The 24,175-nt window shown below is 58.9% G+C and carries 25 protein-coding genes; 15 read left to right on the top strand and 10 right to left on the bottom strand.

The window, feature by feature from the left end; all coding sequences use genetic code 11:
* Nucleotides 1-88: 88 nt before the first annotated feature.
* A complete protein-coding gene (locus tag AC07OG_RS02385) occupies nucleotides 89-739 on the bottom strand; it encodes an HAD family hydrolase (protein WP_060540333.1) in 651 nt (216 codons plus the stop codon).
* 28 nt (nucleotides 740-767) lie between these two features.
* Nucleotides 768-1,313 (bottom strand): gamma carbonic anhydrase family protein, encoded by a 546-nt coding sequence (locus AC07OG_RS02390; protein ID WP_060540335.1) that lies wholly within the window; start codon nucleotides 1,311-1,313, stop codon nucleotides 768-770.
* A gap of 90 nt (nucleotides 1,314-1,403) precedes the next feature.
* Between AC07OG_RS02390 and prlC the strand changes: the two genes are divergently transcribed.
* Nucleotides 1,404-3,452 carry an oligopeptidase A gene (gene prlC / locus AC07OG_RS02395; RefSeq protein ID WP_495066126.1) on the top strand — a complete coding sequence of 683 codons (2,049 nt, stop codon included), beginning with the start codon at nucleotides 1,404-1,406 and terminating at the stop codon, nucleotides 3,450-3,452.
* The gene (locus AC07OG_RS02400) at nucleotides 3,449-3,739 is read left to right on the top strand and encodes a YheV family putative zinc ribbon protein (RefSeq protein WP_060540339.1); all 291 of its coding nucleotides are present in this window, start codon (nucleotides 3,449-3,451) and stop codon (nucleotides 3,737-3,739) included. Before prlC ends, AC07OG_RS02400 begins: the two co-directional genes overlap by 4 nt.
* A gap of 88 nt (nucleotides 3,740-3,827) precedes the next feature.
* Here the strand turns inward: AC07OG_RS02400 and AC07OG_RS02405 are convergent, their stop codons facing one another.
* Nucleotides 3,828-4,133 carry a hypothetical protein gene (locus AC07OG_RS02405; RefSeq protein WP_495066127.1) on the bottom strand — a complete coding sequence of 102 codons (306 nt, stop codon included), beginning with the start codon at nucleotides 4,131-4,133 and terminating at the stop codon, nucleotides 3,828-3,830.
* 193 nt (nucleotides 4,134-4,326) lie between these two features.
* Nucleotides 4,327-4,626, bottom strand: coding sequence for a hypothetical protein (locus AC07OG_RS02410; protein ID WP_495066128.1), 300 nt, complete (start codon nucleotides 4,624-4,626; stop codon nucleotides 4,327-4,329).
* Between the two features lie 240 nt (nucleotides 4,627-4,866).
* On the opposite strand from AC07OG_RS02410, the gene AC07OG_RS02415 reads away from it, so the two are divergent.
* The 3 genes from AC07OG_RS02415 to AC07OG_RS02425 all read left to right on the top strand — a co-directional run bounded on the left by AC07OG_RS02415 (nucleotide 4,867) and on the right by AC07OG_RS02425 (nucleotide 8,518).
* A complete protein-coding gene (locus AC07OG_RS02415; RefSeq protein ID WP_060540342.1) occupies nucleotides 4,867-5,925 on the top strand; it encodes a PA0069 family radical SAM protein in 1,059 nt (352 codons plus the stop codon).
* Nucleotides 5,926-6,169: 244 nt separating this feature from the next.
* On the top strand, nucleotides 6,170-6,901 hold the full coding sequence (locus tag AC07OG_RS02420; protein WP_060540343.1) for a carbonic anhydrase: 732 nt from the start codon (nucleotides 6,170-6,172) through the stop codon (nucleotides 6,899-6,901).
* A gap of 90 nt (nucleotides 6,902-6,991) precedes the next feature.
* The gene (locus tag AC07OG_RS02425; RefSeq protein WP_495066129.1) at nucleotides 6,992-8,518 is read left to right on the top strand and encodes a SulP family inorganic anion transporter; all 1,527 of its coding nucleotides are present in this window, start codon (nucleotides 6,992-6,994) and stop codon (nucleotides 8,516-8,518) included.
* 107 nt (nucleotides 8,519-8,625) lie between these two features.
* Here the strand turns inward: AC07OG_RS02425 and AC07OG_RS02430 are convergent, their stop codons facing one another.
* Nucleotides 8,626-9,276 (bottom strand): hypothetical protein, encoded by a 651-nt coding sequence (locus AC07OG_RS02430; RefSeq protein ID WP_218423440.1) that lies wholly within the window; start codon nucleotides 9,274-9,276, stop codon nucleotides 8,626-8,628.
* Between the two features lie 369 nt (nucleotides 9,277-9,645).
* On the opposite strand from AC07OG_RS02430, the gene coxB reads away from it, so the two are divergent.
* The 4 genes from coxB to AC07OG_RS02450 all read left to right on the top strand — a co-directional run bounded on the left by coxB (nucleotide 9,646) and on the right by AC07OG_RS02450 (nucleotide 14,033).
* Nucleotides 9,646-10,773: a cytochrome c oxidase subunit II gene (coxB, locus tag AC07OG_RS02435; protein ID WP_495066130.1), complete on the top strand. Its 1,128-nt coding sequence runs from the start codon at nucleotides 9,646-9,648 to the stop codon at nucleotides 10,771-10,773.
* A gap of 82 nt (nucleotides 10,774-10,855) precedes the next feature.
* Entirely contained in the window at nucleotides 10,856-12,442 is a 1,587-nt protein-coding gene (gene ctaD / locus AC07OG_RS02440; protein ID WP_495066131.1) for a cytochrome c oxidase subunit I, read from the top strand.
* Nucleotides 12,443-12,568: 126 nt separating this feature from the next.
* A complete protein-coding gene (locus AC07OG_RS02445) occupies nucleotides 12,569-13,120 on the top strand; it encodes a cytochrome c oxidase assembly protein (RefSeq protein WP_495066132.1) in 552 nt (183 codons plus the stop codon).
* A 25-nt stretch (nucleotides 13,121-13,145) separates the two neighbouring features.
* The gene (locus AC07OG_RS02450) at nucleotides 13,146-14,033 is read left to right on the top strand and encodes a cytochrome c oxidase subunit 3 (protein WP_495066133.1); all 888 of its coding nucleotides are present in this window, start codon (nucleotides 13,146-13,148) and stop codon (nucleotides 14,031-14,033) included.
* Between the two features lie 60 nt (nucleotides 14,034-14,093).
* Here the strand turns inward: AC07OG_RS02450 and AC07OG_RS02455 are convergent, their stop codons facing one another.
* Entirely contained in the window at nucleotides 14,094-14,297 is a 204-nt protein-coding gene (locus AC07OG_RS02455; RefSeq protein WP_060540350.1) for a twin transmembrane helix small protein, read from the bottom strand.
* 71 nt (nucleotides 14,298-14,368) lie between these two features.
* Between AC07OG_RS02455 and AC07OG_RS02460 the strand changes: the two genes are divergently transcribed.
* Genes AC07OG_RS02460 through AC07OG_RS02480 form a run of 5 tightly spaced genes read left to right on the top strand, consistent with a single transcriptional unit; the run spans nucleotide 14,369 to nucleotide 18,271 of the window.
* Nucleotides 14,369-15,109 (top strand): SURF1 family protein, encoded by a 741-nt coding sequence (locus AC07OG_RS02460; protein ID WP_495066134.1) that lies wholly within the window; start codon nucleotides 14,369-14,371, stop codon nucleotides 15,107-15,109.
* Nucleotides 15,075-15,668: a PA_0111/PP_0108 family redox-active disulfide protein gene (locus AC07OG_RS02465; protein ID WP_495066135.1), complete on the top strand. Its 594-nt coding sequence runs from the start codon at nucleotides 15,075-15,077 to the stop codon at nucleotides 15,666-15,668. Before AC07OG_RS02460 ends, AC07OG_RS02465 begins: the two co-directional genes overlap by 35 nt.
* Before the next feature lie 10 nt (nucleotides 15,669-15,678).
* On the top strand, nucleotides 15,679-16,752 hold the full coding sequence (locus AC07OG_RS02470; protein WP_495066136.1) for a COX15/CtaA family protein: 1,074 nt from the start codon (nucleotides 15,679-15,681) through the stop codon (nucleotides 16,750-16,752).
* Nucleotides 16,740-17,639, top strand: a complete 900-nt coding sequence (gene cyoE / locus AC07OG_RS02475) for a heme o synthase (RefSeq protein ID WP_060540354.1) — start codon at nucleotides 16,740-16,742, stop codon at nucleotides 17,637-17,639. The genes AC07OG_RS02470 and cyoE overlap by 13 nt, the downstream gene beginning before the upstream one ends.
* Nucleotides 17,636-18,271 (top strand): SCO family protein, encoded by a 636-nt coding sequence (locus AC07OG_RS02480; protein ID WP_495066137.1) that lies wholly within the window; start codon nucleotides 17,636-17,638, stop codon nucleotides 18,269-18,271. Before cyoE ends, AC07OG_RS02480 begins: the two co-directional genes overlap by 4 nt.
* A gap of 195 nt (nucleotides 18,272-18,466) precedes the next feature.
* On the opposite strand, the gene AC07OG_RS02485 is transcribed toward AC07OG_RS02480, so the two are convergent.
* The 3 genes from AC07OG_RS02485 to AC07OG_RS02495 form a co-directional block, all read right to left on the bottom strand.
* Nucleotides 18,467-19,237 (bottom strand): MetQ/NlpA family ABC transporter substrate-binding protein, encoded by a 771-nt coding sequence (locus AC07OG_RS02485; RefSeq protein WP_218423435.1) that lies wholly within the window; start codon nucleotides 19,235-19,237, stop codon nucleotides 18,467-18,469.
* Nucleotides 19,238-19,309: 72 nt separating this feature from the next.
* The gene (locus AC07OG_RS02490; RefSeq protein WP_057712603.1) at nucleotides 19,310-19,984 is read right to left on the bottom strand and encodes a methionine ABC transporter permease; all 675 of its coding nucleotides are present in this window, start codon (nucleotides 19,982-19,984) and stop codon (nucleotides 19,310-19,312) included.
* Complete coding sequence (locus tag AC07OG_RS02495) at nucleotides 19,984-20,991, bottom strand: methionine ABC transporter ATP-binding protein (RefSeq protein ID WP_495066138.1); 1,008 nt, start codon at nucleotides 20,989-20,991, stop codon at nucleotides 19,984-19,986. The genes AC07OG_RS02490 and AC07OG_RS02495 overlap by 1 nt, the downstream gene beginning before the upstream one ends.
* A 210-nt stretch (nucleotides 20,992-21,201) precedes the next feature.
* Here AC07OG_RS02495 and katE point away from each other — a divergent pair, with 210 nt between their 5' ends.
* Entirely contained in the window at nucleotides 21,202-23,340 is a 2,139-nt protein-coding gene (gene katE, locus AC07OG_RS02500) for a catalase HPII (RefSeq protein WP_495066139.1), read from the top strand.
* A 105-nt stretch (nucleotides 23,341-23,445) separates the two neighbouring features.
* On the opposite strand, the gene AC07OG_RS02505 is transcribed toward katE, so the two are convergent.
* Nucleotides 23,446-24,162: a PA5502 family lipoprotein gene (locus AC07OG_RS02505; RefSeq protein ID WP_495066140.1), complete on the bottom strand. Its 717-nt coding sequence runs from the start codon at nucleotides 24,160-24,162 to the stop codon at nucleotides 23,446-23,448.
* Nucleotides 24,163-24,175: the final 13 nt, after the last annotated feature.

A 24,175-nucleotide genomic window follows, 5' to 3' on the forward strand; every position in this document is an offset into this window, starting at 1 on the left:
AAGGCAGTGTGTCACTCGACATCAATGGTGACTGACACACCGCCTTCGCGAGCAAGCCCGCTCCCACATTTTGATCGAGTTGATTCAATTAACGCTGCAAGAACGCCTGATGCATCTGCTCCAGCGTTTCAAAGTGATACGCCGGCGCTTCGGCACTCAGCTCTTCGTAACTGCCAAACCCATAACCCACCGCTGCCGCGTCCAGCCCATTGCTGCGTGCGCCGATCAGGTCGTGCTTGCGGTCGCCGATCATCAAGGTGGTGGCCGGGTCCAGTTTCTCTTCAGCCACCAGATGGGCGATCAACTCGACCTTGTTGGTTCGGGTACCGTCCAGTTCGCTGCCGTAAATCACCTTGAAGTGTTTGGCGAAGTCGAAGTGCCGGGCGATTTCCCGGGCGAACACCCAGGGTTTCGACGTGGCGATGTACAGCTGTCGTCCTTGTCCGCCGAGGGTTTCCAGCAGTGGCGTGACGCCGTCGAACACACGGTTTTCGTACAGGCCGGTGACCTTGAAACGTTCCCGGTAGAAATTCACCGCCTCCCAGGCCCTGGCCTCGTCGAAGTCGTAGAACTGCATGAACGCCTGGAGCAGCGGCGGGCCGATGAAGTGCTCGAGCTTGCTCAGGTCGGGCTCATCGATGCCCAGTTTGCTCAAGGCGAACTGGATCGATCGGGTGATGCCCTCGCGCGGGTCGGTCAGGGTGCCATCAAGGTCGAACAAAACGGTCTGGTAATGCATGAAATTTCCTGGGCTATAGCATGACGGTTTACAGCTGATCGTAGCCTTCGGCCAGATGCAGGTCCTTGAGCTTCACGTAGTTCGCCGCGCTGTAGGTGAAAAAGGCACGCTCCTTGTCGGTAAGAGGGCGGATCTGCTTCACCGGACTGCCGACGTACAGGAAACCGCTTTGCAGATGCTTGCCCGGTGGCACCAGGCTGCCGGCACCAATGATCACGTCATCGTCGATCACGGCACCGTCCATGACGATGCTGCCCATGCCGATCAGCACCCGGCTGCCTACCGAGCAGCCATGCAGCATGACTTTGTGGGCGATGGTCACGTCATCGCCGATCAGCAGCGCAAAACCATCGGGGTTGAACGGGCCTGCGTGGGTGATGTGCAGCACGCAGCCGTCTTGCACGCTGGTGCGCGCACCGATACGGATGCGGTGCATGTCGCCACGGATCACCGTCAACGGCCAGACGGAACTGTCCGGGCCGATTTCAACGTCGCCGATCACTACCGCCGAGCCGTCGACAAAAGCGCCTTTGCCGAGCAGCGGCGTATGGTTCTGATACTTGCGAAGGGACACGATAGGTTCTCTCTCTGTCGCTGATAGCTGCGGTGAGTGTCGATTGTAATTAAGATGGCTGCATGTTTCTTCCAGCCAAGGTGTCAAACCGTGAGCGTGAACCCTCTTTTACAGCCGTACGACCTGCCGCCGTTCTCCACAATCCGTGCCGAACACGTACAACCGGCCATTGAACAGATACTGGCTGACAACCGTGCCGCCATCGTCGAGATCCTCAAGACCCAGGGCGCACAACCGACCTGGGCCGGTCTGGTGCTGGCGATGGACGAACTCAATGATCGTCTCGGCGCAGCCTGGAGCCCGGTCAGCCACCTGAATGCCGTGTGCAACAGCGCCGAATTGCGCGAAGCCTACGAGGCTTGTCTGCCTGCCCTGAGCGCCTATTCCACTGAATTGGGCCAGAACCGCGAACTGTTCCAGGCCTTCGAGGCCTTGGCCAACAGCCCGGAAGCGGCCGGCTTTGACGTGGCGCAGAAAACTATTCTGGAACACTCCCTGCGTGACTTCCGTCTGTCGGGTATCGACCTGCCGGAAGCCGAGCAGAAACGCTATGCCGAAGTGCAGAGCAAACTGTCCGAGCTGGGCAGTCGCTTTTCCAACCAGTTGCTCGACGCCACTCAGGCCTGGACCAAGCACATCACCGACGAGTCGGCGCTGGCCGGCCTGACCGATTCGGCCAAGGCACAAATGGCCGCCGCCGCTCAGGCTAAAGGCCTTGATGGCTGGCTGATTACTCTGGAATTCCCGAGCTACTACGCGGTGATGACCTACGCCCAGGACCGAGCCCTGCGCGAAGAAGTCTACGCGGCCTACTGCACCCGCGCGTCGGATCAGGGCCCGAACGCCGGTCAGAACGATAACGGTCCGGTCATGGAAGAGATCCTCGACCTGCGCCAGGAGCTGGCCAGACTGTTGGGCTTCGCCAGTTTCTCCGAGCTGAGCCTGGCCACCAAGATGGCCGAGTCCAGCGATCAGGTGCTGGGTTTCCTGCGTGACCTGGCCAAGCGCAGCAAGCCATTCGCTGCCCAGGACCTTGAGCAGCTCAAGGCCTACGCCGCTGAACAAGGCTGCGCCGACCTGCAGAGCTGGGACAGTGGTTTCTACGGCGAAAAACTCCGTGAACAACGCTACAGCGTGGCCCAGGAAACCCTGCGTGCCTACTTCCCGATCGACAAGGTGCTGGGCGGCTTGTTTGCCATCGTCCAGCGCCTGTACGGCATCGAGATCGCCGAACTCAAAGGTTTCGATACCTGGCACCCGGACGTGCGCCTGTTTGAAATCAAGGAAAACGGCCAGCACGTCGGTCGCTTCTTCTTCGACCTGTATGCCCGCGCCAACAAGCGCGGCGGTGCCTGGATGGACGGCGCCCGTGACCGTCGACGTACTGCTGGCGACTTGCTGCAAAGCCCGGTGGCCAACCTGGTGTGCAACTTTACTCCGGCCGACAGCGGCAAGCCTGCGCTGTTGACCCATGATGAAGTCACCACCCTGTTCCACGAATTCGGTCACGGTTTGCATCACTTGCTGACCCGCGTGGAGCACGCTGGCGTATCCGGTATCAACGGCGTGGCTTGGGATGCGGTCGAACTGCCGAGTCAGTTCATGGAAAACTGGTGCTGGGAGCCGGAAGGCCTGGCATTGATCTCCGGTCACTATGAAACCGGCGAACCGCTGCCGCAGGACCTGCTCGAAAAAATGCTCGCGGCGAAAAACTTCCAGTCCGGCCTGATGATGGTCCGCCAACTGGAGTTCTCGCTGTTCGACTTCGAACTGCACGCCACCCATGGTGACGGTCGCAGCGTGGCACAGGTGCTCGAAGGCGTGCGCGACGAGGTTTCGGTCATGCGTCCGCCAGCCTATAACCGTTTCCCCAACAGTTTTGCGCACATTTTTGCCGGCGGTTATGCGGCTGGTTACTACAGCTACAAATGGGCTGAAGTTCTCTCGGCCGATGCCTTCTCGAAATTCGAGGAAGAAGGCGTGCTGAATGCCGAAACCGGTCGCGCGTTCCGGGAAGCGATCCTGGCGCGCGGCGGATCCCAGGAGCCAATGGTGCTGTTCGTCGACTTCCGTGGTCGTGAGCCGTCGATTGACGCACTCTTGCGCCATAGCGGCCTGAGTGAGGGCGCGGCAGCATGAGTGAGGGACCTGTGATTACTAAAAAACGCTTTATCGCCGGGGCGGTCTGCCCGGCATGCAGCGAGCCGGACAAGTTGATGATGTGGAACGAGGACCAGGTCCCGCACCGTGAGTGCGTGGCCTGCGGTTACTCCGACACACTCAACGAACAAGGGCTGTCGGTGCCCAAGGAGTTGGGTACACGGGTCAACACCAGCGCACTCAAGCCTGCGCCGGACAAGACCGTGCAGGCGGTGCAGTTTTTTCCGAATCCGAAACTGCAGAAAAAGCCTGACGAGCAACACTGATTCGGTGCCGATCTCTTTGTTGTAGCTCCAGTGACTGCCGTGGATTGACCAGGCGAGTCACTGGAGGGTACATGCCAGTCTTTATCAATCAGAGCTCAATAGGTGGTAATACGATTCGATCAAAACTTTTTATTGCTGCATAGGCTTTCGCTAAGGCCAAAAGTTGTGCGTTTTCTTCATCATTGGCGTATCCATCGACGAGTCCACCGGTTTTACTGAGGCTGTAAGTTTTACCGCCATCATAAGAAGATGCAGTCATGGTCTTAGAGTCCAGCGCTACGCTTCCATCATCCTCTTTGGATGCAAAGCGTATCGAAACAATTACTTCGTTCGGCTTGACAGAGCCTGGTACGTGTTTATGCAAAAAAATGCCATGATCATTCAAAAGTGACATAGATAAATTCCTTTTTAATATCAATAATTGAAGTTGCAGCGAGAGAAATATTAGTCGTATTTCCTGAGTGGTCGCCAGGCTTTGTTTGTTTCTCTTGGTTGCCTTGCGCGCACTTTAAATAATAAGCATAAAGGTGCCGAACGGCGCTGGCCGTTGACAGCAACAATATTCCTGCTTGAACGCCAGTTATCCATTATGGGTTAACGATACTCGCATAGGCCTTGGCCAGCGCCAGTAATTTTTCTTTGTCAGCATGATCGATGTCGCCATCTCCATCCACGTCTCTGGCGTTGTTTAGTTTGAACGTCTGGCCGCCATCGTAAGACGACGCAATGAATACACTGGAATCCAAAAGCTTGTCGGTGGGTGCTCCATGTTCATCATGATCCGTTTCTTTCAACGCGAACTGCATGGAAACAAGTACCTCGCGCGGATCAACAATGGTGGGGCCCAGTTTTTGAAGAAATATTCCACGACGATTGAAATACGACATTACCAAATCCTTTTTTAAGTAAATTCGAAGTTGTATTTGCTGCGAACAAAATATACTGAGCGTTTTAGTTATTATTCCATTATTTTTGTGTGACATTCGATGATCCCTGCTACGCGCATCACTTCATTGTTTGTTCAACCAAGCGCACTCAGGTGGTCATGAAGATCAAGGCGCCAAACGGCACTGGGCAGTGAATCGATTTCCCTATACTGTATGTATATACAGCTTGGAGAATTGATCATGAGCACGCCCTTGCCACCCCGCGGTCGCGGCACCGCCACCAACCCGCATAACCGTTTTGCGCCAAATCGTTCGGTGGGCGAGGATGACGGCTGGTATCAGGAAGTGCCGGTAACCCAAGGTACCGAGGTGCGCATTGAAACCGCGAAAACCATCATCACCCGCAATACCTCGCCGGACCTGCCATTCGATCGCTCGATCAATCCCTATCGTGGCTGCGAGCACGGTTGCATCTATTGTTACGCAAGACCGAGCCACGCCTATTGGGACATGTCACCGGGGCTGGATTTCGAAACCCGGCTGATCGCAAAAACCAATGCAGCGGACGTCCTTGAGGAGCAGTTGTCCAAACGTGGCTATCAATGCGCGCCGATCAACCTCGGCTCCAACACCGACCCTTACCAGCCGATCGAGCGCGAATACCAGATCACCCGCAAGACCCTCGAAGTGCTGCTGCGCTACCGGCATCCGGTGACCATTGTCACCAAGGGCTCGCTGATTCTTCGCGACCTGGACCTGTTGGCCGAGCTCGCCGGGCAGCGGCTGGTAGCGGTGATGATCAGCCTGACCACCCTTGACGACGAACTCAAACGCATCCTCGAACCCCGCGCTGCGGCGCCCAAGGCGCGATTGCGGGCCATCCGGGTGATGCGTGAAGCAGGTATCCCGGTCGGCGTCCTGTGTTCACCGATGATTCCGATGATCAACGACAGCGAACTCGAAAGCTTGCTCACCGAGGCCCATGCGGCTGGGGCGCAGAGCGCGGCCTATATGATGTTGCGCCTGCCGCTGGAGGTGGCACCGCTGTTCGAAGAGTGGTTGGCTGCCCACTATCCGCAGCGCGCCGCGCATGTGTTGAGCCTGATTCGCCAGAGTCGAGGTGGCGAGTTGTACGACAGCCGTTTTGGCGCCCGTATGCGGGGTGAAGGTCCGTTTGCCGACCTGCTGGCGCAACGCTTTGCCAAGACCATCAAACGGTTGGGGCTCAATCACCGGGAGGGTTTTAACCTGGACTGCGAAGCCTTTTGTCCGCCGGGTCGCCAAATGTCATTGATTTGAGGACAATTGGCCTATGGTTGAGACTGGTAAACGCTCACGGACATTAGGCGGGTCACGTTTTTTGTGACCTGGAACACACGTTCTAGAGCGCTTGATTCAGTTTAAGTTAAGATTCGGCGGCTACCTTGTTTATCGAGTGACTGACCGGTCGAGATTTTCGATCTGGATGTTTTTTAACCAGCCACTGGCTTCACGCCGGACAAAACGGGAAGATTCCCTGGCTCCGTCAAATGAGGATGAATTCATGAGTGACAAGGATAAACAGCCGTTGGCTGCGTCGGCTTCCGCCCAGCCCGAGGCCGAAACCGCCGATGCAGCGTTGCAGCATATCGTTGACGGCTTTTTGCATTTTCATCATGAGGTCTTTCCACAGCAGGAAGAACTCTTCAAGAAACTTGCCACGGCCCAGCGGCCACGAGCGATGTTTATCGCCTGCGCCGATTCCCGCATCGTTCCCGAACTGATCACCCAAAGCTCCCCCGGCGACCTCTTCGTAACCCGTAACGTCGGTAACGTCGTGCCGCCCTACGGACAAATGAACGGTGGTGTTTCCACTGCCATCGAGTACGCGGTGCTGGCCCTCGGCGTGCATCACATCATCATTTGCGGGCACTCCGATTGTGGCGCCATGCGCGCGGTGCTCAACCCGCAAAGCCTGGAAAAAATGCCGACGGTCAAAGCCTGGTTGCGCCATGCCGAAGTGGCAAAAACCATGGTGCAGGAAAACTGCAATTGCTCCAATGAAAGCGAAAGCATGCACATCCTCACCGAGGAAAACGTGATTGCCCAGTTGCAGCATTTGCGCACCCATCCATCGGTGGCCTCGCGCATGGCCAACGGTCAGCTGTTTATCCACGGTTGGGTCTACAACATCGAGACCAGCCAGATCAAAGCCTACGATGCTGATCAAGGCTGTTTCCTGCCGCTCGATGGCAGCCATCCGATTCCGGTGGCAACGCCCAAAGCGCGCTTCTAAACACTCCTAAATCCCGGTGTGGTTCAGCCGAGGCTGCCGATCAGGCAGCCTGGCTTTGCCATGCCTGAAGAAAAGCTCGGGAGAGACCTCATGCGTGCTGCGCAACTCAAAGCTGTTCTGCCACGGGAGCTGCTGGCTTCAGTGGTGGTGTTTCTGGTCGCCCTGCCCTTGTGCATGGGCATTGCCATCGCCTCAGGGCTGCCGCCCGCCAAAGGTTTGATCACCGGTATCATCGGCGGGCTGGTAGTCGGCTGGCTGGCCGGTTCGCCGCTGCAAGTCAGCGGTCCAGCGGCGGGGCTGGCTGTTCTGGTATTTGAATTGGTACGCCAACACGGCGTCGTCATGCTCGGGCCGATCCTGTTGCTGGCGGGATTTCTACAATTGCTGGCCGGGCGTTTGAAACTGGGCTGCTGGTTTCGGGTGACGGCACCGGCGGTGGTTTACGGCATGCTGGCCGGGATCGGTGTACTGATCGTGCTTTCCCAGGTGCATGTGATGCTCGATGCCGTGCCCAAGCCTTCGGGGCTGGATAATCTGGCAGCCTTCCCTGGCGCGTTGGTTCAAGCGATGCCGACCTTCGGCTGGCAGGCCGGTTTGCTCGGGCTGTCGACGATTGCCGTCATGTGGCTTTGGGAAAAATTGCGCCCGCAATCCCTGCGCTTTATTCCTGGTGCTTTGCTCGGAGTCGGGCTGGCCACCTTCGCCAGCCTGGCGCTGGCGTTGCAGGTCAAGCGGGTAGAGGTGCCAGCCAACCTGAGTGAGGCGATCGACTGGCTCAAGCCTGCGGACCTGCTCAATCTTGCTGATCCGGCACTGCTGATTGCCGCGTTTGCCGTGGCCTTTATCGCCAGCGCCGAAACCTTGCTCTCGGCCGCGGCGGTCGACCGCATGCACAGCGGTCAGCGTTCCGATTTCGATCGGGAATTGTCTGCCCAAGGGGTCGGTAACATGCTCTGTGGCCTGCTCGGAGCGCTGCCGATGACCGGGGTGATCGTGCGCAGTTCGGCCAACGTCCAGGCAGGTGCAACCACACGTTTCTCGAGTATTTTCCATGGCCTGTGGCTATTGGGTTTTGTCTTGCTGTTGTCCAGTGTCCTGCAAAGCATTCCGGTGGCGAGTCTGGCGGGTGTGCTGGTCTACACAGGTTTCAAACTGGTCGACCTCAAGGCTTTTCGCGGTTTGGGCCGATATGGCCGGATGCCGATGTTTACCTACGCGGCGACGGCCTTGGCCATTGTCTTCACGGACCTGCTGACCGGCGTGCTGATCGGTTTCGGCCTGACCCTGGTGAAGCTGGCGCTGAAAGCTTCGCGCCTGAAAATCAGCCTGATCGATTTACCGCAGGAAGGGGAAATGGAGTTGCGCCTGGTGGGCGCGGCAACGTTCCTCAAAGTGCCGGCACTGACCCGGGTACTGGGTAGCATTGCACCGGACACGACGCTGCATGTACCGCTCAATAATCTGACCTATATCGATCATTCGTGTCTGGAGTTGCTGGAAGAATGGGGCCGGGCGAACGCCACCAAGGGCGCGAAGCTGCTGATCGAGTCGCGCGGCTTGAAACGCAGGCTCGAAGGCAGGGTTCGTACCAACACGGGCATTGGTGCGGCTGGCTGAGTGTCCTTGTGCGAGCGGGCTTGCTCGCCAAAGCGGTGTATCAGTCGATATCAACGTTGAATGATTGACCGCATTCGCGAGCAAGCCCGATCCCACAGGTATTGAGATCAGGCTGCAGGCTGATCCAGCTCCAGGCCTACACCCAGACGGCGGGACATGCACGGCCAGCGTTTCCACGCGGCACCGGTGTCCGGGCTGTTGAGCTTGTCGCGGTAGGCTTCCACCGATTCCAGGGCGAAGCTTTCGTCGTTGAGCATCTCGTCGATGGCGTGATGCACCACTTCATCCAGTTGGTTGGCGAACGACTCACCGATCAATTGGTGAGCAATCAGGTTGGCAACAGTCATGTCCAGGGGGATCAGCGGCTGGCCAAAATGCTTGATGTACAGGTCATTGACCTCTTCTACGAAGCGGTGCGCCAGATAGGCTTCGTCCAGCAGGCTGTCGAGCCCGACGTGCCCGGCCATGATCGCCGGCGGCTGGAGGAAATACTGCTCGGCGATTTTCAGCACCGGTTTGATCTGCGACTCAATGCCCGCTTCCCTGGCGACTTCATTGGCTGCGTCCAGCAGGTCAGGCACTTCTTCGATGTAGGTGGTAACGAAACGCGCCAGCACGCCGTTGGCATCGGCCTCGGGCAGCTGGATGGCAGGGTGCAGGTGAGGCAGTTGGGTTTGCAGCTGACGTGTCAGCAGGCCGGTCTCTTTCTCGTGTTGTTGGGCTTTTTGGATCTGCTCGCGCAATGCGGCGGTGTTCATGAAAACTCCAGGAAACAAGGCAATGAAATAGGGAAGACATAACTTAGCTGGCTTACGAAAAATGCTAAGACGCATTTGTCATAATTATTTCATCCTTGAGTCGCCTCCGTTATATCCATTTGCCACCACTCGTCCACATCCTTCTCCATTCGTGACCTGCAATGCAAGTGAATGCTGTTTCAGATCATTTACGCCTTCACATTGCGAGGTGAGAGTCGCTGTCTATACTCGGGGTGGAATGGAGTTAGCTGATGACGCCCGACTGCATATGCAGCAAGGCCCGGTGCTCAAGTTCGTAGTCTGATGCAGCCGCTCCCTTGCCGCAGGTGAAAGCCGGCGGGATAACAAGAACGATAAGGGGAACCCGCAATGATGCGACATCCACATGTCTGGATGGGCCTCCTGTTGTGGTCGATTTTCGGTCAGGCACAAGCAGCCTGGACTGTGAATATGGCGCCTGGAGCGACTGAGATCAGTCACGCAGTATTCGACCTGCACATGACCATTTTCTGGATATGTGTGGTGATAGGCATCATCGTCTTTGGTGCCATGTTCTGGTCGATGATTCTCCACCGCCGCTCGACCGGGCAGGTGGCCGCTAAATTTCATGAAAGCACCACCGTTGAAATCCTCTGGACCATCGTACCCTTCCTGATCCTGGTGGCGATGGCGATTCCCGCTACCGCGACCCTGATCAAGATGTACGACGCCAGTGAGCCGGAGATCGATATCCAGGTCACCGGGTACCAGTGGAAGTGGCACTACAAATACCTGGGTCAGGACGTCGAGTTTTTCAGTAACCTGGCCACTCCCGCCGATCAGATCCACAACAAGGAAGCCAAGGGCGAGCATTACCTGCTCGAGGTCGACAAGCCATTGGTCTTGCCGGTCGGTGCCAAGGTGCGCTTCCTGGTGACTTCCGCCGACGTTATCCACTCCTGGTGGGTGCCAGCCTTCGCGGTCAAGCGCGATGCGATCCCGGGGTTCGTCAACGAAGCCTGGACCCGCGTCGACAAGCCCGGCATCTACCGTGGCCAGTGCGCTGAACTGTGCGGCAAGGATCACGGATTCATGCCGACCGTGGTCGAGGTCAAGGAGAAAGCCGACTACGAGAAGTGGCTGGCCGAACGCAAGGCCGAGGCTGCGCAACTCAAAGAGCTGACCACCAAGGAATGGACCCTCGACGAGCTCAAGGAGCGCGGCGACAAGGTCTATCACACCACGTGCGTGGCTTGTCACCAGTCCGAAGGCCAGGGCCTGCCACCGATGTTCCCGGCGCTCAAGGGCTCGAAAATCGCCACCGGACCGATCAAGGATCACCTGAGCATTGTCTTCCATGGCAAGCCCGGCACCGCCATGGCTGCGTTCGGCAAGCAACTGTCGGAAGTCGATATCGCAGCGGTCGTGACCTACGAACGTAATGCCTGGGGCAACAACAAAGGCGACATGGTCACGCCAAAAGAAGTGCTGGAGCTGAAACAGGCGGAAAGCAAATGACCCGGTCTATTGCGCATGTACGGAACCGGTCGGGGCAGCACGCCCCGGCCATCCCAGCCCATCTGCTTGCAGGAGACAAACCATGAGCGCCGTCATTGATGACCATGGTCACGCCGACCACGCCCACGGCCCCGCCAAAGGCCTGATGCGCTGGGTACTGACCACCAACCACAAGGATATCGGCACGCTGTACCTGTGGTTTGCATTCTCCATGTTCCTGCTTGGCGGCTCGTTTGCGATGGTGATTCGCGCCGAGCTGTTCCAGCCGGGGCTGCAAATCGTCGAACCGGCGTTCTTCAACCAGATGACCACCATGCATGGCCTGGTGATGGTCTTCGGCGCGGTGATGCCAGCCTTCGTCGGCCTCGCCAACTGGATGATCCCGCTGATGATCGGCGCGCCGGACATGGCGCTGCCGAGGATGAACAACTTCAGCTTCTGGCTGTTGCCGGCGGCGTTCATCCTGCTGGTATCGACCCTGTTCACGCCGGGAGGCGGACCGAACTTCGGCTGGACGTTCTACGCCCCGCTGTCGACGACCTATGCGCCGGAAAGCGTGACCTTCTTCATTTTCGCCATCCACCTGATGGGCATCAGTTCGATCATGGGCGCGATCAACGTGATCGCCACCATCCTCAACCTGCGCGCCCCCGGCATGACCTTGATGAAAATGCCGTTGTTCGTCTGGACCTGGCTGATCACTGCTTTCCTGCTGATCGCGGTGATGCCGGTACTGGCCGGGTGCGTGACGATGATGCTGATGGATATCCACTTCGGCACCAGTTTCTTCAGTGCCGCCGGTGGCGGTGACCCTGTTCTGTTCCAGCATGTGTTCTGGTTCTTTGGTCACCCCGAGGTGTACATCATGATCCTGCCGGCCTTCGGTGCCGTCAGCTCGATCATCCCGACCTTCTCGCGCAAGCCGCTGTTCGGCTACACCTCGATGGTCTACGCCACGGCGAGCATCGCGTTCCTTTCATTCATCGTCTGGGCGCACCACATGTTCGTGGTCGGCATTCCGCTGGTGGGCGAATTGTTCTTCATGTACGCCACGCTGCTGATTGCCGTACCCACCGGAGTGAAAGTGTTCAACTGGGCCAGCACCATGTGGCAGGGCTCGCTGACCTTCGAGACGCCGATGCTGTTTGCCGTGGCCTTTGTGATCCTGTTTTCCATTGGCGGTTTCTCCGGGTTGATGCTGGCCATCGCCCCGGCGGACTTCCAGTACCAGGACACCTATTTCGTGGTCGCGCACTTCCACTATGTGCTGGTGCCGGGGGCGATCTTCGGGATCTTCGCTTCGGCCTACTACTGGTTGCCGAAATGGACCGGCCACATGTACGACGAGACCCTCGGCAAGCTGCATTTCTGGCTGTCGTTCATCGGCATGAACATGGCGTTCTTCCCCATGCACTTCGTAGGGCTGGCGGGCATGCCGCGGCGGATTCCGGACTACAACCTGCAATTCGCCGACTTCAACATGGTGTCGTCGATCGGCGCATTCATGTTCGGCGCCACGCAGATTTTCTTCCTGTTCATCGTGATCAAGACCATTCGCGGCGGTGCACCGGCACCGGCCAAGCCGTGGGATGGTGCTGAAGGCCTGGAGTGGAGCATTCCGTCACCGGCGCCGTATCACACCTTTACCACGCCGCCGGAAGTGAAATGAACACGCAACCCTATGTGGGAGCGGGCGTGCTCGCGAAGAACGATAACGCAGTTTATCTGACGGACTGCGGCGTCTGCTTCGCGAGCAAGCCCGCTCCCACAGGGTTCTCGGTGGGGGCTGGAAACCATGGCTGACTCGATTTCCATGAAGAAACTGGTCACCCGCCTGTTACTGGTGGTGGTAGCAATGTTTGTGTTCGGGTTCGCCCTGGTGCCGATCTACGACGTGATGTGCAAGGCCTTCGGCATCAACGGCAAGACCGCCGGGCAATACGAGGGAGAACAGACGGTCGACACCTCGCGGCAGGTCCGCGTGCAGTTCCTGTCGACCAACACCGCCGATATGCCTTGGGATTTCTATCCCAAGGGCGCAGAACTGGTAGCCCACCCGGGGGCTGTGAACGAGATGATCTTCATCGCCCACAACCCCACCGACCGGCCCATGAGCGCCCAGGCCGTGCCGAGCATTGCGCCGAGTACGGCGGCGGCCTACTTCCACAAGACCGAATGTTTCTGCTTTACCCAGCAAGTGCTGCAGCCCGGTCAGCGGATCGAGATGCCGGTACGTTTCATCGTTGACCGTGACATGCCCAAGGATGTGAAGCACCTGACGCTGTCCTACACGCTGTTCGATATCACCGCCCGACATCCACCGGTAGCTGTAAACACTGGCGGCTGAGCGTGCCCGATAAGGAGAACAATAAATGGCAACTCATGAACACTATTACGTACCTGCCCAGAGCAAGTGGCCGATCATTGCCACGGTCGGTATGTTCGTTACGGTATTCGGCCTGGCCACCTGGTTCAACGACCTGAAAGCGGCGCGCCCGGAATCCCACGGGCCGCTGATCTTTTTCGTCGGTGGCCTGCTGGTGGCCTACATGCTGTTCGGCTGGTTCGGCACGGTGATCAAGGAAAGCCGCGGCGGCCTGTATAGCGCGCAAATGGATCGTTCGTTTCGCTGGGGCATGAGCTGGTTCATTTTCTCGGAAGTGATGTTCTTCATCGCTTTTTTCGGCGCGCTGTTTTATGTGCGCCATGTGTCCGGCCCGGCGCTTGGCGGTGACGGTGCGAAAGGCATCGCGCACATGCTGTGGCCGAACTTCCAGTTCACCTGGCCATTGCTGAACAATCCGGACTCCAAACTCTTCGTGCCACCCAAGGACGTCATCAGCCCCTGGGGCCTGCCGCTGCTCAACACCGTGCTGCTGGTGAGTTCCAGCGTCACCGTCACCCTCGCCCACCATGCCCTGAAAAAAGGCCATCGCGGCGCGTTGAAACTCTGGCTGGCAATTACCGTGCTGCTCGGTTGCGCATTCCTCGGCTTTCAGGCTGAAGAGTACATACACGCCTATCGTGAACTGGGTCTGACCCTCGGTTCGGGCATTTATGGCGCCACGTTTTTCATGCTCACCGGTTTTCACGGTGCTCACGTGACCATCGGCACCATCATCCTGTTCGTGATGCTGATGCGGGTCATGCGCGGGCATTTCGACAACGAGCATCAGTTCGGCTTTGAAGCGGCGAGCTGGTACTGGCACTTCGTGGATGTGGTGTGGATCGGGTTGTTTGTTTTCGTCTATGTACTGTAGGGGCGAGCCTGCTCGCGATGGTGTGTCAGGCAACGCTTGCCTCGCTGACACACCACCCAACTACCAGGGAGCATGAGACACCAACTGGCCGCTGAAAAAACCCCAAGCGATCAAAGCCACGGTAATGGCGGCCAGAGCAACACGAACACTCAAGGCAATGACGAGGCGGTTAGAGCTGCTGTCGTCCTTGACCAGAAAAAACAGGCCGCTGAACAGGCTGACAACCGTGGCAATCAGCATCAGGACGATGGCTGCTTTGAGCATGGTGAGACTCCGGGGGAACAAGCGATGCATTTGAGTATAGCTATCGCGATGACCGACTTTCTGGCGATGCCATGAAGCGTTTTCGGCCGGGTATCGTGCCAACACTGGTGGTCGCGCTGTTGCTGCCGCTGCTGGTGTACCTGGGGTTCTGGCAATTGAGCCGGGGCGTGGAGAAAAGCGCGCTGCTGCAAAGCTACGCCGAGCGCCGGGCCGCCGAGCCGATGGCCAGTACCGAGCTGCCACATACCGAAGATCCAGCCTTTCGCCGGGTTCGCGTGCAGGGCGAGTTCGATGCCGAGCACAGCCTGCTGCTGGATAACCGACAGCATGACGGCAAGGTCGGAGTCGAGCTGCTGCAGCCATTCCAGGACCGGGCCAGTGGACTCTGGCTGCTGGTCAATCGCGGCTGGTTGCCATGGCCGGACCGCCGTACGGCGCCGCAATTCAGCACTCCCACTCAAACCTTGAGCTTCGATGCCTGGGTGTATGTCTCGCCCGGCGCCACTTTCCAGTTGCACGCCGACCCGGACAGCACCACCTGGCCGCAAGTGGTGACGGCGGTTGACCCGAACAAACTCTGGGCTGCGCTCAATCGTGAAGGGTTCGCCTACCAATTGCGCGCAGAAAACGGCCCGGCGATCTATCGGGCCGATTGGCCGGTGGTGGCCATGGGGCCGGAAAAACACATCGCTTATGCTGTTCAGTGGTTCGCCATGGCGCTCGCTCTGTTCGGTCTTTATCTCTACCTCGGTTGGCATAACGCAAAGGAGAAACACCATGGGAGCGGCCATGAATCCACCCAGCATGTCTGAAGCGAAACCGTCCGCAAGCCGGCGCAAGGGGCGCTTGCAGCTGCTGCTGATTCTGCTCGGGGTGATCGGTCCGATGATCCTCGCCACCGGCATGTACAAGCTGAATTTCTGGGTGCCCGAGGGCCGCAGTTATCACGGTGAACTGATTGGTAACGGCCAGACCCGCGCCGATATCGGCGTGCAGGCGCAGGAAGATCGCTGGCAGCTGCTGGTGACGGCGCCCAGCGACTGCGCGGTGGACTGCCAGCAATTGGTGTACCTGGTGCGACAAATCCAGATCGGTCTCGGTCGTGATGCGTCCCGCGCCAGCCATGCCCTGGCCGCCGCACAGCCTTTAAGCGCCGATTACGACGCCAAGCTGCAGCGCGAGTATCCGCAGTTGCAACGCTATCCCCTGGACCTGAGCACCTTCAGCCGAACCACTGGCGACAAGATCGCACCGCAGCTGTGGATCATCGATCCCCACGGCAATCTGGTACTGCGCTACGACCCGTCGGTGAAAGGCAAGGACCTGCTTAACGATCTGCGTCATCTGTTGAAACTGTCCAACATCGGATAAGGACATTGTCATGGCCAAACCTGGATTTCGCCTCGCGCTGTTTGCCACCCTGCTGGCACTGATTGTGGTGTTGCTCGGGGCCTACACCCGCCTGACTCATGCCGGCCTCGGCTGCCCGGACTGGCCTGGCTGCTATGGGTTCATCAGCGTGCCGAAAAGCGAAGCCCAGCTGGCCCATGCCGAATTGCACTTTCCGGAAGCGCCGGTCGAGGCCCACAAGGGCTGGAACGAAATGATCCACCGTTACTTCGCCGGCACGTTGGGGATGTTGATCGCGGTGCTGGCCGGCCGTGCCTGGGTGCATCGTCGTCATCCCGGACAACCGGTGAAGCTGCCGTTGTTTTTGTTGGCGGTGGTCGTCGCCCAAGCCGCGTTCGGCATGTGGACGGTCACGCTCAAGCTCTGGCCCCAGGTGGTCACCGGGCATCTGCTCGGCGGTTTTGCGACATTGAGCCTTCTTTTTCTACTGACCTTGCGCCTGTCCGGCGTACTGCCGGCGCTGACGGTGCCACGACGTCTGCAGTATTGGGCGACTGCCGGGCTGTTGCTGGTGATCGGGCAAATCGCCCTTGGTGGCTGGGTCAGCTCCAACTATGCCGCTGTCGCCTGTATCGACTTCCCTACCTGCCACGGCCAGTGGTTGCCGGCGGCTGACTTCGCCAATGGCTTCCACCTGACCCAGCACATCGGCCCGAACTACCTCGGCGGACAACTGGACAGCGATGCCCGCACGGCGATTCACCTGACCCACCGTATCGGTGCCTTGCTGGTGACCCTGGTGCTGCTGGGCCTGGCCTGGCAATTGAAAAGAGTCGGCATGACACGTCTGGCAGGCCTGGTGCTGGTCGCCCTCGCCGCTCAAATCACCCTGGGCATCAGCAATGTGCTTTTTCACCTGCCGTTGCCGGTAGCCGTCGCCCATAACGCAGGGGGCGCGGCACTGTTGCTGACACTGGTGCTGGTCAATTACCACGCCCGGACCAGTCTGGTCCGGGTCAAGCAGCCGTCACGCTGGCGCTTCAGCCTGCGTAAACATTCAGCCGGACCCATAACAATAAAAGGAGAGATGCCATGGCGACTTTGATCGGCGCACATCCCGGACAGGCGCTTTGGCGTGACTACCTGGAGCTGACCAAGCCAAAAGTGGTGGTGCTGATGCTCATCACTTCACTGGTCGGGATGTTCCTCGCGACCCGCGCCGGGGTGCCATGGACCGTGCTGGTGTTCGGCAATTTGGGGATCGCCCTGTGCGCGGGTGGCGCGGCGGTGGTCAACCATGTGGTGGACCGGCGTATTGACGCGATCATGGCGCGCACCCGCAAGCGGCCATTGGCTGAAGGCCGGGTCTCACCGACCGCAGCGCTGACCTTCGCCCTGATCCTGGCAGCTCTCGGACAAGCCTTGCTGCTGGCCTTTACCAACCCGCTCACCGCATGGCTGACCCTTGCCTCCCTGCTCGGCTACGCGGTGGTTTATACCGGCTTCCTCAAACGCGCGACGCCGCAGAACATTGTGATCGGTGGCCTGGCCGGTGCTGCGCCGCCACTGCTCGGCTGGACTGCGGCCACCGGTCACGTCAGCGCCGAACCCTTGCTACTGGTGCTGATCATCTTCGCCTGGACCCCTCCGCATTTCTGGGCGCTGGCGATTCACCGCAAAGAGGAGTACGCCAAGGCCGACATCCCGATGCTGCCGGTGACCCACGGCGAGCATTACACCAAGATTCACATCCTGCTCTACACCTTCGCGTTGCTGGCCGTCAGCCTGTTGCCCTATGTGATCCACATGAGCGGCACGCTCTACCTGGTTTGCGCCCTCGGCCTGGGCGCGCGATTTCTGCAATGGGCCGTGGTGTTGTACCGTGGCACTCGACCGCACGCCGCGATCAACACCTTCAAGTACTCTATCTACTACTTGTTCCTGTTGTTTATCGCGCTCCTCGTTGACCATTACTTGTTGTTGAACCTATGACCCGAACCCAGAAAACCGTCTTCATCCTCGTCGCCCTGATAGCGCTGGTATTGGGCCTGACCATCAACAAAGTGCTCTCCGGCAAGGGCCAGGGCGATCCGACGGCACTGATCGACGCCGGTATCATTTTGCTGCCGCAAAGCCGCAACCTGCCGGACGTGACAATGACCAACCAGGATGGCCAGCCGGTCACGATCAACGAGTTGAAAGGCAAGTGGAGCCTGCTGTTCTTCGGCTACACCTTCTGCCCGGACATCTGCCCGACCACCCTCGCCCAACTGCGGCAGATCAAGAGCGAGTTGCCCAAAGATGTCGTGGATAAGCTGCAGATCGTTTTGGTCAGCGTCGATCCAAACCGCGATACCCCCCAGCAACTGAAACAGTACCTGGGTTACTTCGATCCGCAATTCATCGGCCTGACCCCGGCCTCGACAGACGAGCTGCAGACGGTCGCCAACGCCGTGAGCATTCCGTTCATCCCGGCAGACACCAGCAAGCCCAACTACACCGTCGACCACAGTGGCAACCTGGCGGTGATTGGGCCGGACGGGACCCAGCGCGGGTTTATTCGGGCGCCGTTGAACAATGTGAAGCTGGTGGCGCAATTGCCGGTGATGCTCAAACGCAAATAACACCGCAAAACCCTTGTAGGAGCCGGCTTGCTGGCGATGGCGATCTCACGTACGCCATCGCCAGCAATCCGGCTCCTACAAGGGGTGATGTTTCAAGCATAAAAAAATGGGGCGCATTGGATGCGCCCCATTTTTTGATCCTTCCCACGCGCTGCATGGGAATGCTGCCAGGGAGGCTCTGCGTCCCCGTTAAAGTCAGAACGCCGGCACGACCGCGCCTTTGTACTTCTCGAGGATGAAGGCCTTCACTTCCGGGCTGTGCAATGCAGCAACCAGCTTCTGCATCGCAGCGCTGTCCTTGTCGTCTGGACGGGCCACCAGGATGTTCACGTACGGCGAGTCGCTGCCTTCGATGAACAGCGCGTCCTTGGCCGGATCGAGCTTGGCTTCCAGCGCGTAGTTGGTGTTGATCAACGCCAGGTCGACCTGGGTCAGCACGCGCGGGATGGTGGCGGCTTCCAGTTCGCGGATTTTCAGGTCTTTGGTGTTTTCGGTGATGTCCTTCACGGTCGACAGGATGTTGTTGGAATCCTTCAACTTGATCAGGCCTGCCTTGGCCATCAGCAACAGCGCGCGGCCACCGTTGGTGGCGTCGTTAGGGATCACCACGTTGGCGCCGCCCGGCAGTTCGGCGACGGTCTTGTACTTGCTGGAGTATGCGCCCAGGGGTTCCAGGTGCACGCCTGCCACGGACACCAGGTTGGTGCCTTTGGCCTTGTTGAATTCATTCAGGTACGGCTGGTGCTGGAAGAAGTTGGCGTCCAGACGTTTTTCCGCAACCTGTACGTTTGGCTGGATGTAGTCGGTGAAGACCTTGACCTTCAGGTCCACGCCTTCCTTGGCCAGGGCAGGTTTGACGAATTCGAGGATTTCCGCGTGCGGGACCGGGGTGGCCGCGACGGTCAGGGTATCGGCATGGGCGGAAAAGGCTGCAACGGCAGCGAAGGCGACGAGTAGTTTTTTCATTCAGCTAACTCCTTGTGGGTGCCCGCTTGCGGCGCCCGTTTGGCGCCTGCCAGCGAATGGCCTGCTCATGTCTTATTTACGGGAAAAGTGGACAACCAGTTTGTCGCCGACGGTCTGTAGCACCTGCACCAGCACCAGCAGCAACACTACCGTCACAACCATCACGTCCGTCTGGAAGCGCTGGTAACCGAAACGGATCGCCAGGTCACCCAGGCCACCGGCGCCGACCACACCGGCCATCGCCGTGTAGGAAACCAGTGTAATAGCCGTCACGGTAATTGCCGCGAAGATGCCCGGGCGGGCTTCCGGCAGCAGCGCATTGGTGATGATCTGGCGCGTGGTTGCGCCCATGGCCTGGGTCGCTTCGATGATGCCGCGATCGACTTCGCGCAAGGCGGTTTCCACCAGTCGCGCGAAGAACGGCGTGGCACCCACCACCAGCGGCGGAATCGCACCGGCGACACCGAGGGAGGTACCGGTGATCAACACGGTGAACGGAATCATGACGATCAGCAGGATGATGAACGGCAGCGAACGCAGGATGTTCACCACCAGCGACAGCATCGCGTAGATGCCTTTGGCTTCCAGCAACTGGCGCGGGCTGCACAGGAACAGCAGTACACCCAGCGGCAGGCCGAGCAATACGGTGAACAGCAGCGAACCACCCAGCATCAGCAGGGTGTCGCCGGTGGCCAGCCAGATTTCGAACCAGTCGATATTGGCGAAGAAACTAGTCAGGGCTTCCATCAGCGCAGGACCTCCATGTGGACGTCGGCCGCGGTGAAGCGGGCGAAGGCTGCTTCCATGTCACCGCCGGTCACGGCCAGGGTCAGTTGCCCGTAGGGGATATCTTTGATGCGGTCGATACGACCGGCCAGGATGCTGTAGTCCACACCGGTTTCCCGGGCGACGGTGCCCAGCAACGGCGCGTAGGTCGCGTCGCCCTGGAAGGTCAGACGCACGATGCGGCCTGGCACGTGGGCGAAATCGTCACGCTGCTCGCTTTCATCGATCTGCTCGTCTTCCTGCACGAAGCGCTTGGTAGTCGGATGTTTCGGATGCAGGAAGACTTCGGCCACCGAGCCTTGTTCGACGATCACGCCGGCGTCCATCACCGCCACCTGATCGCAGACCCGACGGATCACGTCCATCTCGTGAGTGATCAGGACGATGGTCAGATTCAACTCGCGATTGATCTCGGCCAGCAATTGCAGGACCGATGCCGTGGTCTGCGGGTCGAGGGCGCTGGTGGCTTCATCGCAAAGCAGGATTTTTGGCTTGGTCGCCAAGGCGCGGGCAATGCCCACACGCTGCTTTTGCCCGCCAGACAGTTGCGCCGGGTATTTTTTCGCATGGTCGGACAAGCCAACCCGGGCGAGCAACTCGGCTACGCGCGAGTCGATCTCGCTGCGCGACAGTTCGCCGGCCAGGGTCAGCGGCAGCGCGACGTTGTCGGCGACGGTCTTGGAGGCCAGCAGGTTGAAGTGCTGGAAGATCATCCCGACCTGCTGGCGGAAGCGTCGCAGGCCATTGGCGTCGAGGGCAGTGACTTCTTCACCGTCGACGGTGATCTTGCCGCCACTGGCGTTTTCCAGGCGATTGATCAGACGCAGCAGGGTACTTTTTCCTGCGCCGGAATGACCAATCAAGCCGAAAACCTGACCGTTCTCAATCGTCAGACTGGTCGGATGCAGGGCGGGGATTTCCTTACCGGCGACGCGGTAGGTTTTGTGGACGTTTTGAAACTCGATCACGTAGCGAACCTTGTGGGGCGCGTTGAAAAAGGATCAGCGGTTAGCCGGGCGCGCATTTTAGCCTGTCCGTATAGAGGTTCTTAGCATTTATTTCGCATTTGTCCTGTCTTTTGGCAATAACGCGATCAAAGGTTAGAAAAAAGGAACGGCCAAAGAGGCTCATCAGTCACTACTTAAGTAACTCGAAACCGCCCAAGGAGTTCATGCCTGATGAGTATCAAGAAGCCTAATACCACAAAGAGCGCGATGGCCGGGACCGATACCCCGGACCGCAGTAACACCAATGCCAAGCTCGACAGCCTGGAAACCTTCCGCTCCGACGCCACTGCACAGGCCTTGCGCACTAATCAGGGCGTGAAAGTGGCGGACAACCAGAACACCCTCAAAGCCGGGGCCCGCGGGCCTTCGCTGCTTGAAGATTTCATCATGCGTGAAAAAATCACGCATTTTGACCATGAGCGCATCCCCGAGCGCATCGTGCATGCTCGCGGGACCGGTGCCCACGGCTATTTCCAGAGCTACGAAAACCACTCGGTGCTGACCAAGGCCGGCTTCCTTCAGGACCCGGCGAAAAAAACCCCGGTATTCGTGCGTTTTTCCACGGTGCAAGGACCGCGTGGTTCTGGTGATACCGTGCGCGACGTCAGGGGTTTCGCCGTGAAGTTTTTCACCGACGAAGGCAATTTCGACCTGGTAGGCAACAACATGCCGGTGTTCTTCATCCAGGATGCGATCAAGTTCCCCGACTTTGTGCACGCGGTAAAACCCGAGCCGCACAATGAGATCCCAACGGGCGGCTCGGCCCACGACACCTTCTGGGACTTCGTCTCGTTGGTACCGGAGTCGGCGCACATGGTGATGTGGGCGATGTCCGACCGGGCGATCCCGAAAAGCCTGCGCAGCATGCAGGGTTTTGGCGTGCACACCTTTCGCCTGATCAATGCCGAGGGCAAATCGCGCTTCGTCAAATTCCACTGGCGCCCAACGGCGGGCACATGCTCGCTGGTGTGGGATGAGGCACAGAAGCTTGCGGGAAAAGACACCGACTACCACCGCCGTGATCTTTGGGAGTCGATCGAGACAGGCGACTATCCTGAGTGGGAATTCGGCGTGCAGGTTGTGGAAGAAGAAAACGAACACGACTTCGAGTTCGACATTCTCGACCCGACCAAAATCATTCCCGAAGAAATCGTGCCCATCACGCCGTTGGGCAAAATGGTGCTGAACCGTAATCCGGACAACTTTTTCGCCGAAACCGAGCAGGTCGCTTTCTGCCCTGGGCATATCGTGCCGGGGATCGATTTTTCCAATGACCCCCTGCTCCAGGGGCGGTTGTTTTCTTACACCGATACACAAATCAGCCGACTCGGTGGGCCGAATTTTCACGAAATTCCGATCAATCGTCCGGTAGCGCCGTTCCACAACGGTCAGCGGGACGCCCTGCACCGCACGACTATCGATAAGGGCCGGGCTTCCTACGAGCCGAATTCCATCGATGGCGGCTGGCCCAAAGAAACTCCACCGGCAGCACAGGATGGTGGTTTCGAGAGCTACCCGGAGCGAATCGACGCCAACAAGATCCGCCAGCGCAGCGAGTCGTTCAGCGATCACTTTTCCCAGGCGCGCCTGTTTTTCCACAGCATGAGCAAGCACGAGCAGGAGCACATCATCTCGGCCTACAGCTTTGAGCTGGGTAAGGTCGAGCGTGAGGCCATACGCGCTCGTGAAGTGAATGAGATCCTCGCCAATATCGATCTGGAACTGGCCAAGCGTGTGGCGCAGAACCTCGGCTTGCCTGCGCCCAAGGCCGGGACGGTCGAAGTACGTAAAACCTCACTGGATCGCTCGCCAGCCTTGAGCCAGGCCAATTTGCTGCCGGCCGATATCAAGACCCGCAAGGTGGCGATACTGGCAGCCAATGGTGTGGATGGCGCAGCGATTGATGCAATGAAGAAGGCGTTGGCGGCAGAAGGGGCGCATGCCAAGTTGCTGGGTCCGACTTCCGCTCCGGTGACGAGCGCCGATGGCAAGGCATTGCCCGTGGACGCATCGATGGAAGGGATGCCTTCGGTGGCGTTCGATGCGGTGTTCGTGCCTGGCGGGGCGGCTTCGATCAAGGCGCTGAGCGCTGACGGCGTGGCGTTGCATTACTTGCTGGAGGCCTACAAGCATCTGAAAGCCATTGCCTTGCACGGTGAGGCGAAGCAGTTGCTGGATGTATTGAAGCTGGAGGTAGATGCAGGGTTGGTCGTTGGGGTTGATACCAAACTGATCAAGCCGTTTTTTGCCGCGATCGGGCAGCATCGGGTTTGGGATAGGGAGGCCAAGGCCAAGGCGATTCCGGCCTGAGGATCTTGGTTGAGAGGTAGGGCGCCTTCGCGGGCAAGCCCGCTCCCACACAGGTTCTGTGAACGATGCAGTTCCAATGCAGGAGCAGGCTTGCCCGCGATGCTTTTAAGGTTTGCGAGGGCTCAGAACCATCTGCGCGGGAACACTGCGCAGAATCTGTCGCTCCAGTTTCAGATCGAAATCAGGATCGAGTTTCGTCACCCGCTTGGTCAGCAGGTTCGCCAGCCACGGATAGTCATCGGTTCTCGGCGCCTGAATGCTCACGTCGCACTGATAATTCACCACATCGGCGGCAATGGCATCCAGTTGGCGACGCAGTTTGCCCATATCGCTGATATTCAGCGCCACTGTGGTGCTTTCAGCTGAGGGGTCGATAACTTTTGCCTTGGGCATGGCTTCCGCAGCCTTGAGGGCGGCCTCAGCCTTGTCCAGCTCGGCCTTGCGAGCCTCGGCAATGGCGCCATTGACGCCACCAGTCAGGGCCGGAGCCTTGGGCATCAGGACGCGGGCCCTGCTGAGGGCGGTAGCGGCGGCGTTGACGTCACCTTTTTGCAGCACGATCTGGCTGCGGCGCAGATAGGCTTCGGCCAGTTGACGCTGGTATTGCTCCAGGGACTGATCATTGGGCGATTCGGCTTGCAGTGCCGCCAATTGACCTTCGGCCGTAGCCAGTTCATCGCTGGCCAGGCTTTGTTCAAGCTGTGTGATGGCCGTGGCCCGCGCATCGATGGCCTGGGTGGCCGCCGGTGGCGTGCTTTGGCAGGCGCCCAGCAGCAAGGAAAATGCAACCAGGAGCAGATAACGGGAAGCGGACGACTTCATTCCTGCGACTCTC

The sequence above is a fragment of the Pseudomonas sp. GW821-FHT09H03 genome (genome assembly GCF_059415945.1).

What these genes read in the sequence shown, in the direction of transcription:
- AC07OG_RS02455 (WP_060540350.1), bottom strand. Translation starts at nt 14,297, where the DNA reads ATGCTCAAAGCAGCCATCGTCCTGATGCTGATTGCCACGGTTGTCAGC.
- AC07OG_RS02465 (WP_495066135.1), top strand. Translation starts at nt 15,075, where the DNA reads ATGGGAGCGGCCATGAATCCACCCAGCATGTCTGAAGCGAAACCGTCC.
- AC07OG_RS02405 (WP_495066127.1), bottom strand. Translation starts at nt 4,133, where the DNA reads ATGTCACTTTTGAATGATCATGGCATTTTTTTGCATAAACACGTACCA.
- AC07OG_RS02410 (WP_495066128.1), bottom strand. Translation starts at nt 4,626, where the DNA reads ATGTCGTATTTCAATCGTCGTGGAATATTTCTTCAAAAACTGGGCCCC.
- AC07OG_RS02445 (WP_495066132.1), top strand. Translation starts at nt 12,569, where the DNA reads ATGGCTGACTCGATTTCCATGAAGAAACTGGTCACCCGCCTGTTACTG.
- AC07OG_RS02450 (WP_495066133.1), top strand. Translation starts at nt 13,146, where the DNA reads ATGGCAACTCATGAACACTATTACGTACCTGCCCAGAGCAAGTGGCCG.
- AC07OG_RS02480 (WP_495066137.1), top strand. Translation starts at nt 17,636, where the DNA reads ATGACCCGAACCCAGAAAACCGTCTTCATCCTCGTCGCCCTGATAGCG.
- AC07OG_RS02400 (WP_060540339.1), top strand. Translation starts at nt 3,449, where the DNA reads ATGAGTGAGGGACCTGTGATTACTAAAAAACGCTTTATCGCCGGGGCG.
- ctaD (WP_495066131.1), top strand. Translation starts at nt 10,856, where the DNA reads ATGAGCGCCGTCATTGATGACCATGGTCACGCCGACCACGCCCACGGC.
- AC07OG_RS02460 (WP_495066134.1), top strand. Translation starts at nt 14,369, where the DNA reads ATGAAGCGTTTTCGGCCGGGTATCGTGCCAACACTGGTGGTCGCGCTG.
- AC07OG_RS02415 (WP_060540342.1), top strand. Translation starts at nt 4,867, where the DNA reads ATGAGCACGCCCTTGCCACCCCGCGGTCGCGGCACCGCCACCAACCCG.
- coxB (WP_495066130.1), top strand. Translation starts at nt 9,646, where the DNA reads ATGATGCGACATCCACATGTCTGGATGGGCCTCCTGTTGTGGTCGATT.
- AC07OG_RS02425 (WP_495066129.1), top strand. Translation starts at nt 6,992, where the DNA reads ATGCGTGCTGCGCAACTCAAAGCTGTTCTGCCACGGGAGCTGCTGGCT.
- AC07OG_RS02485 (WP_218423435.1), bottom strand. Translation starts at nt 19,237, where the DNA reads ATGAAAAAACTACTCGTCGCCTTCGCTGCCGTTGCAGCCTTTTCCGCC.
- AC07OG_RS02420 (WP_060540343.1), top strand. Translation starts at nt 6,170, where the DNA reads ATGAGTGACAAGGATAAACAGCCGTTGGCTGCGTCGGCTTCCGCCCAG.
- AC07OG_RS02470 (WP_495066136.1), top strand. Translation starts at nt 15,679, where the DNA reads ATGGCCAAACCTGGATTTCGCCTCGCGCTGTTTGCCACCCTGCTGGCA.
- katE (WP_495066139.1), top strand. Translation starts at nt 21,202, where the DNA reads ATGAGTATCAAGAAGCCTAATACCACAAAGAGCGCGATGGCCGGGACC.
- AC07OG_RS02385 (WP_060540333.1), bottom strand. Translation starts at nt 739, where the DNA reads ATGCATTACCAGACCGTTTTGTTCGACCTTGATGGCACCCTGACCGAC.
- AC07OG_RS02430 (WP_218423440.1), bottom strand. Translation starts at nt 9,276, where the DNA reads ATGAACACCGCCGCATTGCGCGAGCAGATCCAAAAAGCCCAACAACAC.
- AC07OG_RS02490 (WP_057712603.1), bottom strand. Translation starts at nt 19,984, where the DNA reads ATGGAAGCCCTGACTAGTTTCTTCGCCAATATCGACTGGTTCGAAATC.
- cyoE (WP_060540354.1), top strand. Translation starts at nt 16,740, where the DNA reads ATGGCGACTTTGATCGGCGCACATCCCGGACAGGCGCTTTGGCGTGAC.
- AC07OG_RS02505 (WP_495066140.1), bottom strand. Translation starts at nt 24,162, where the DNA reads ATGAAGTCGTCCGCTTCCCGTTATCTGCTCCTGGTTGCATTTTCCTTG.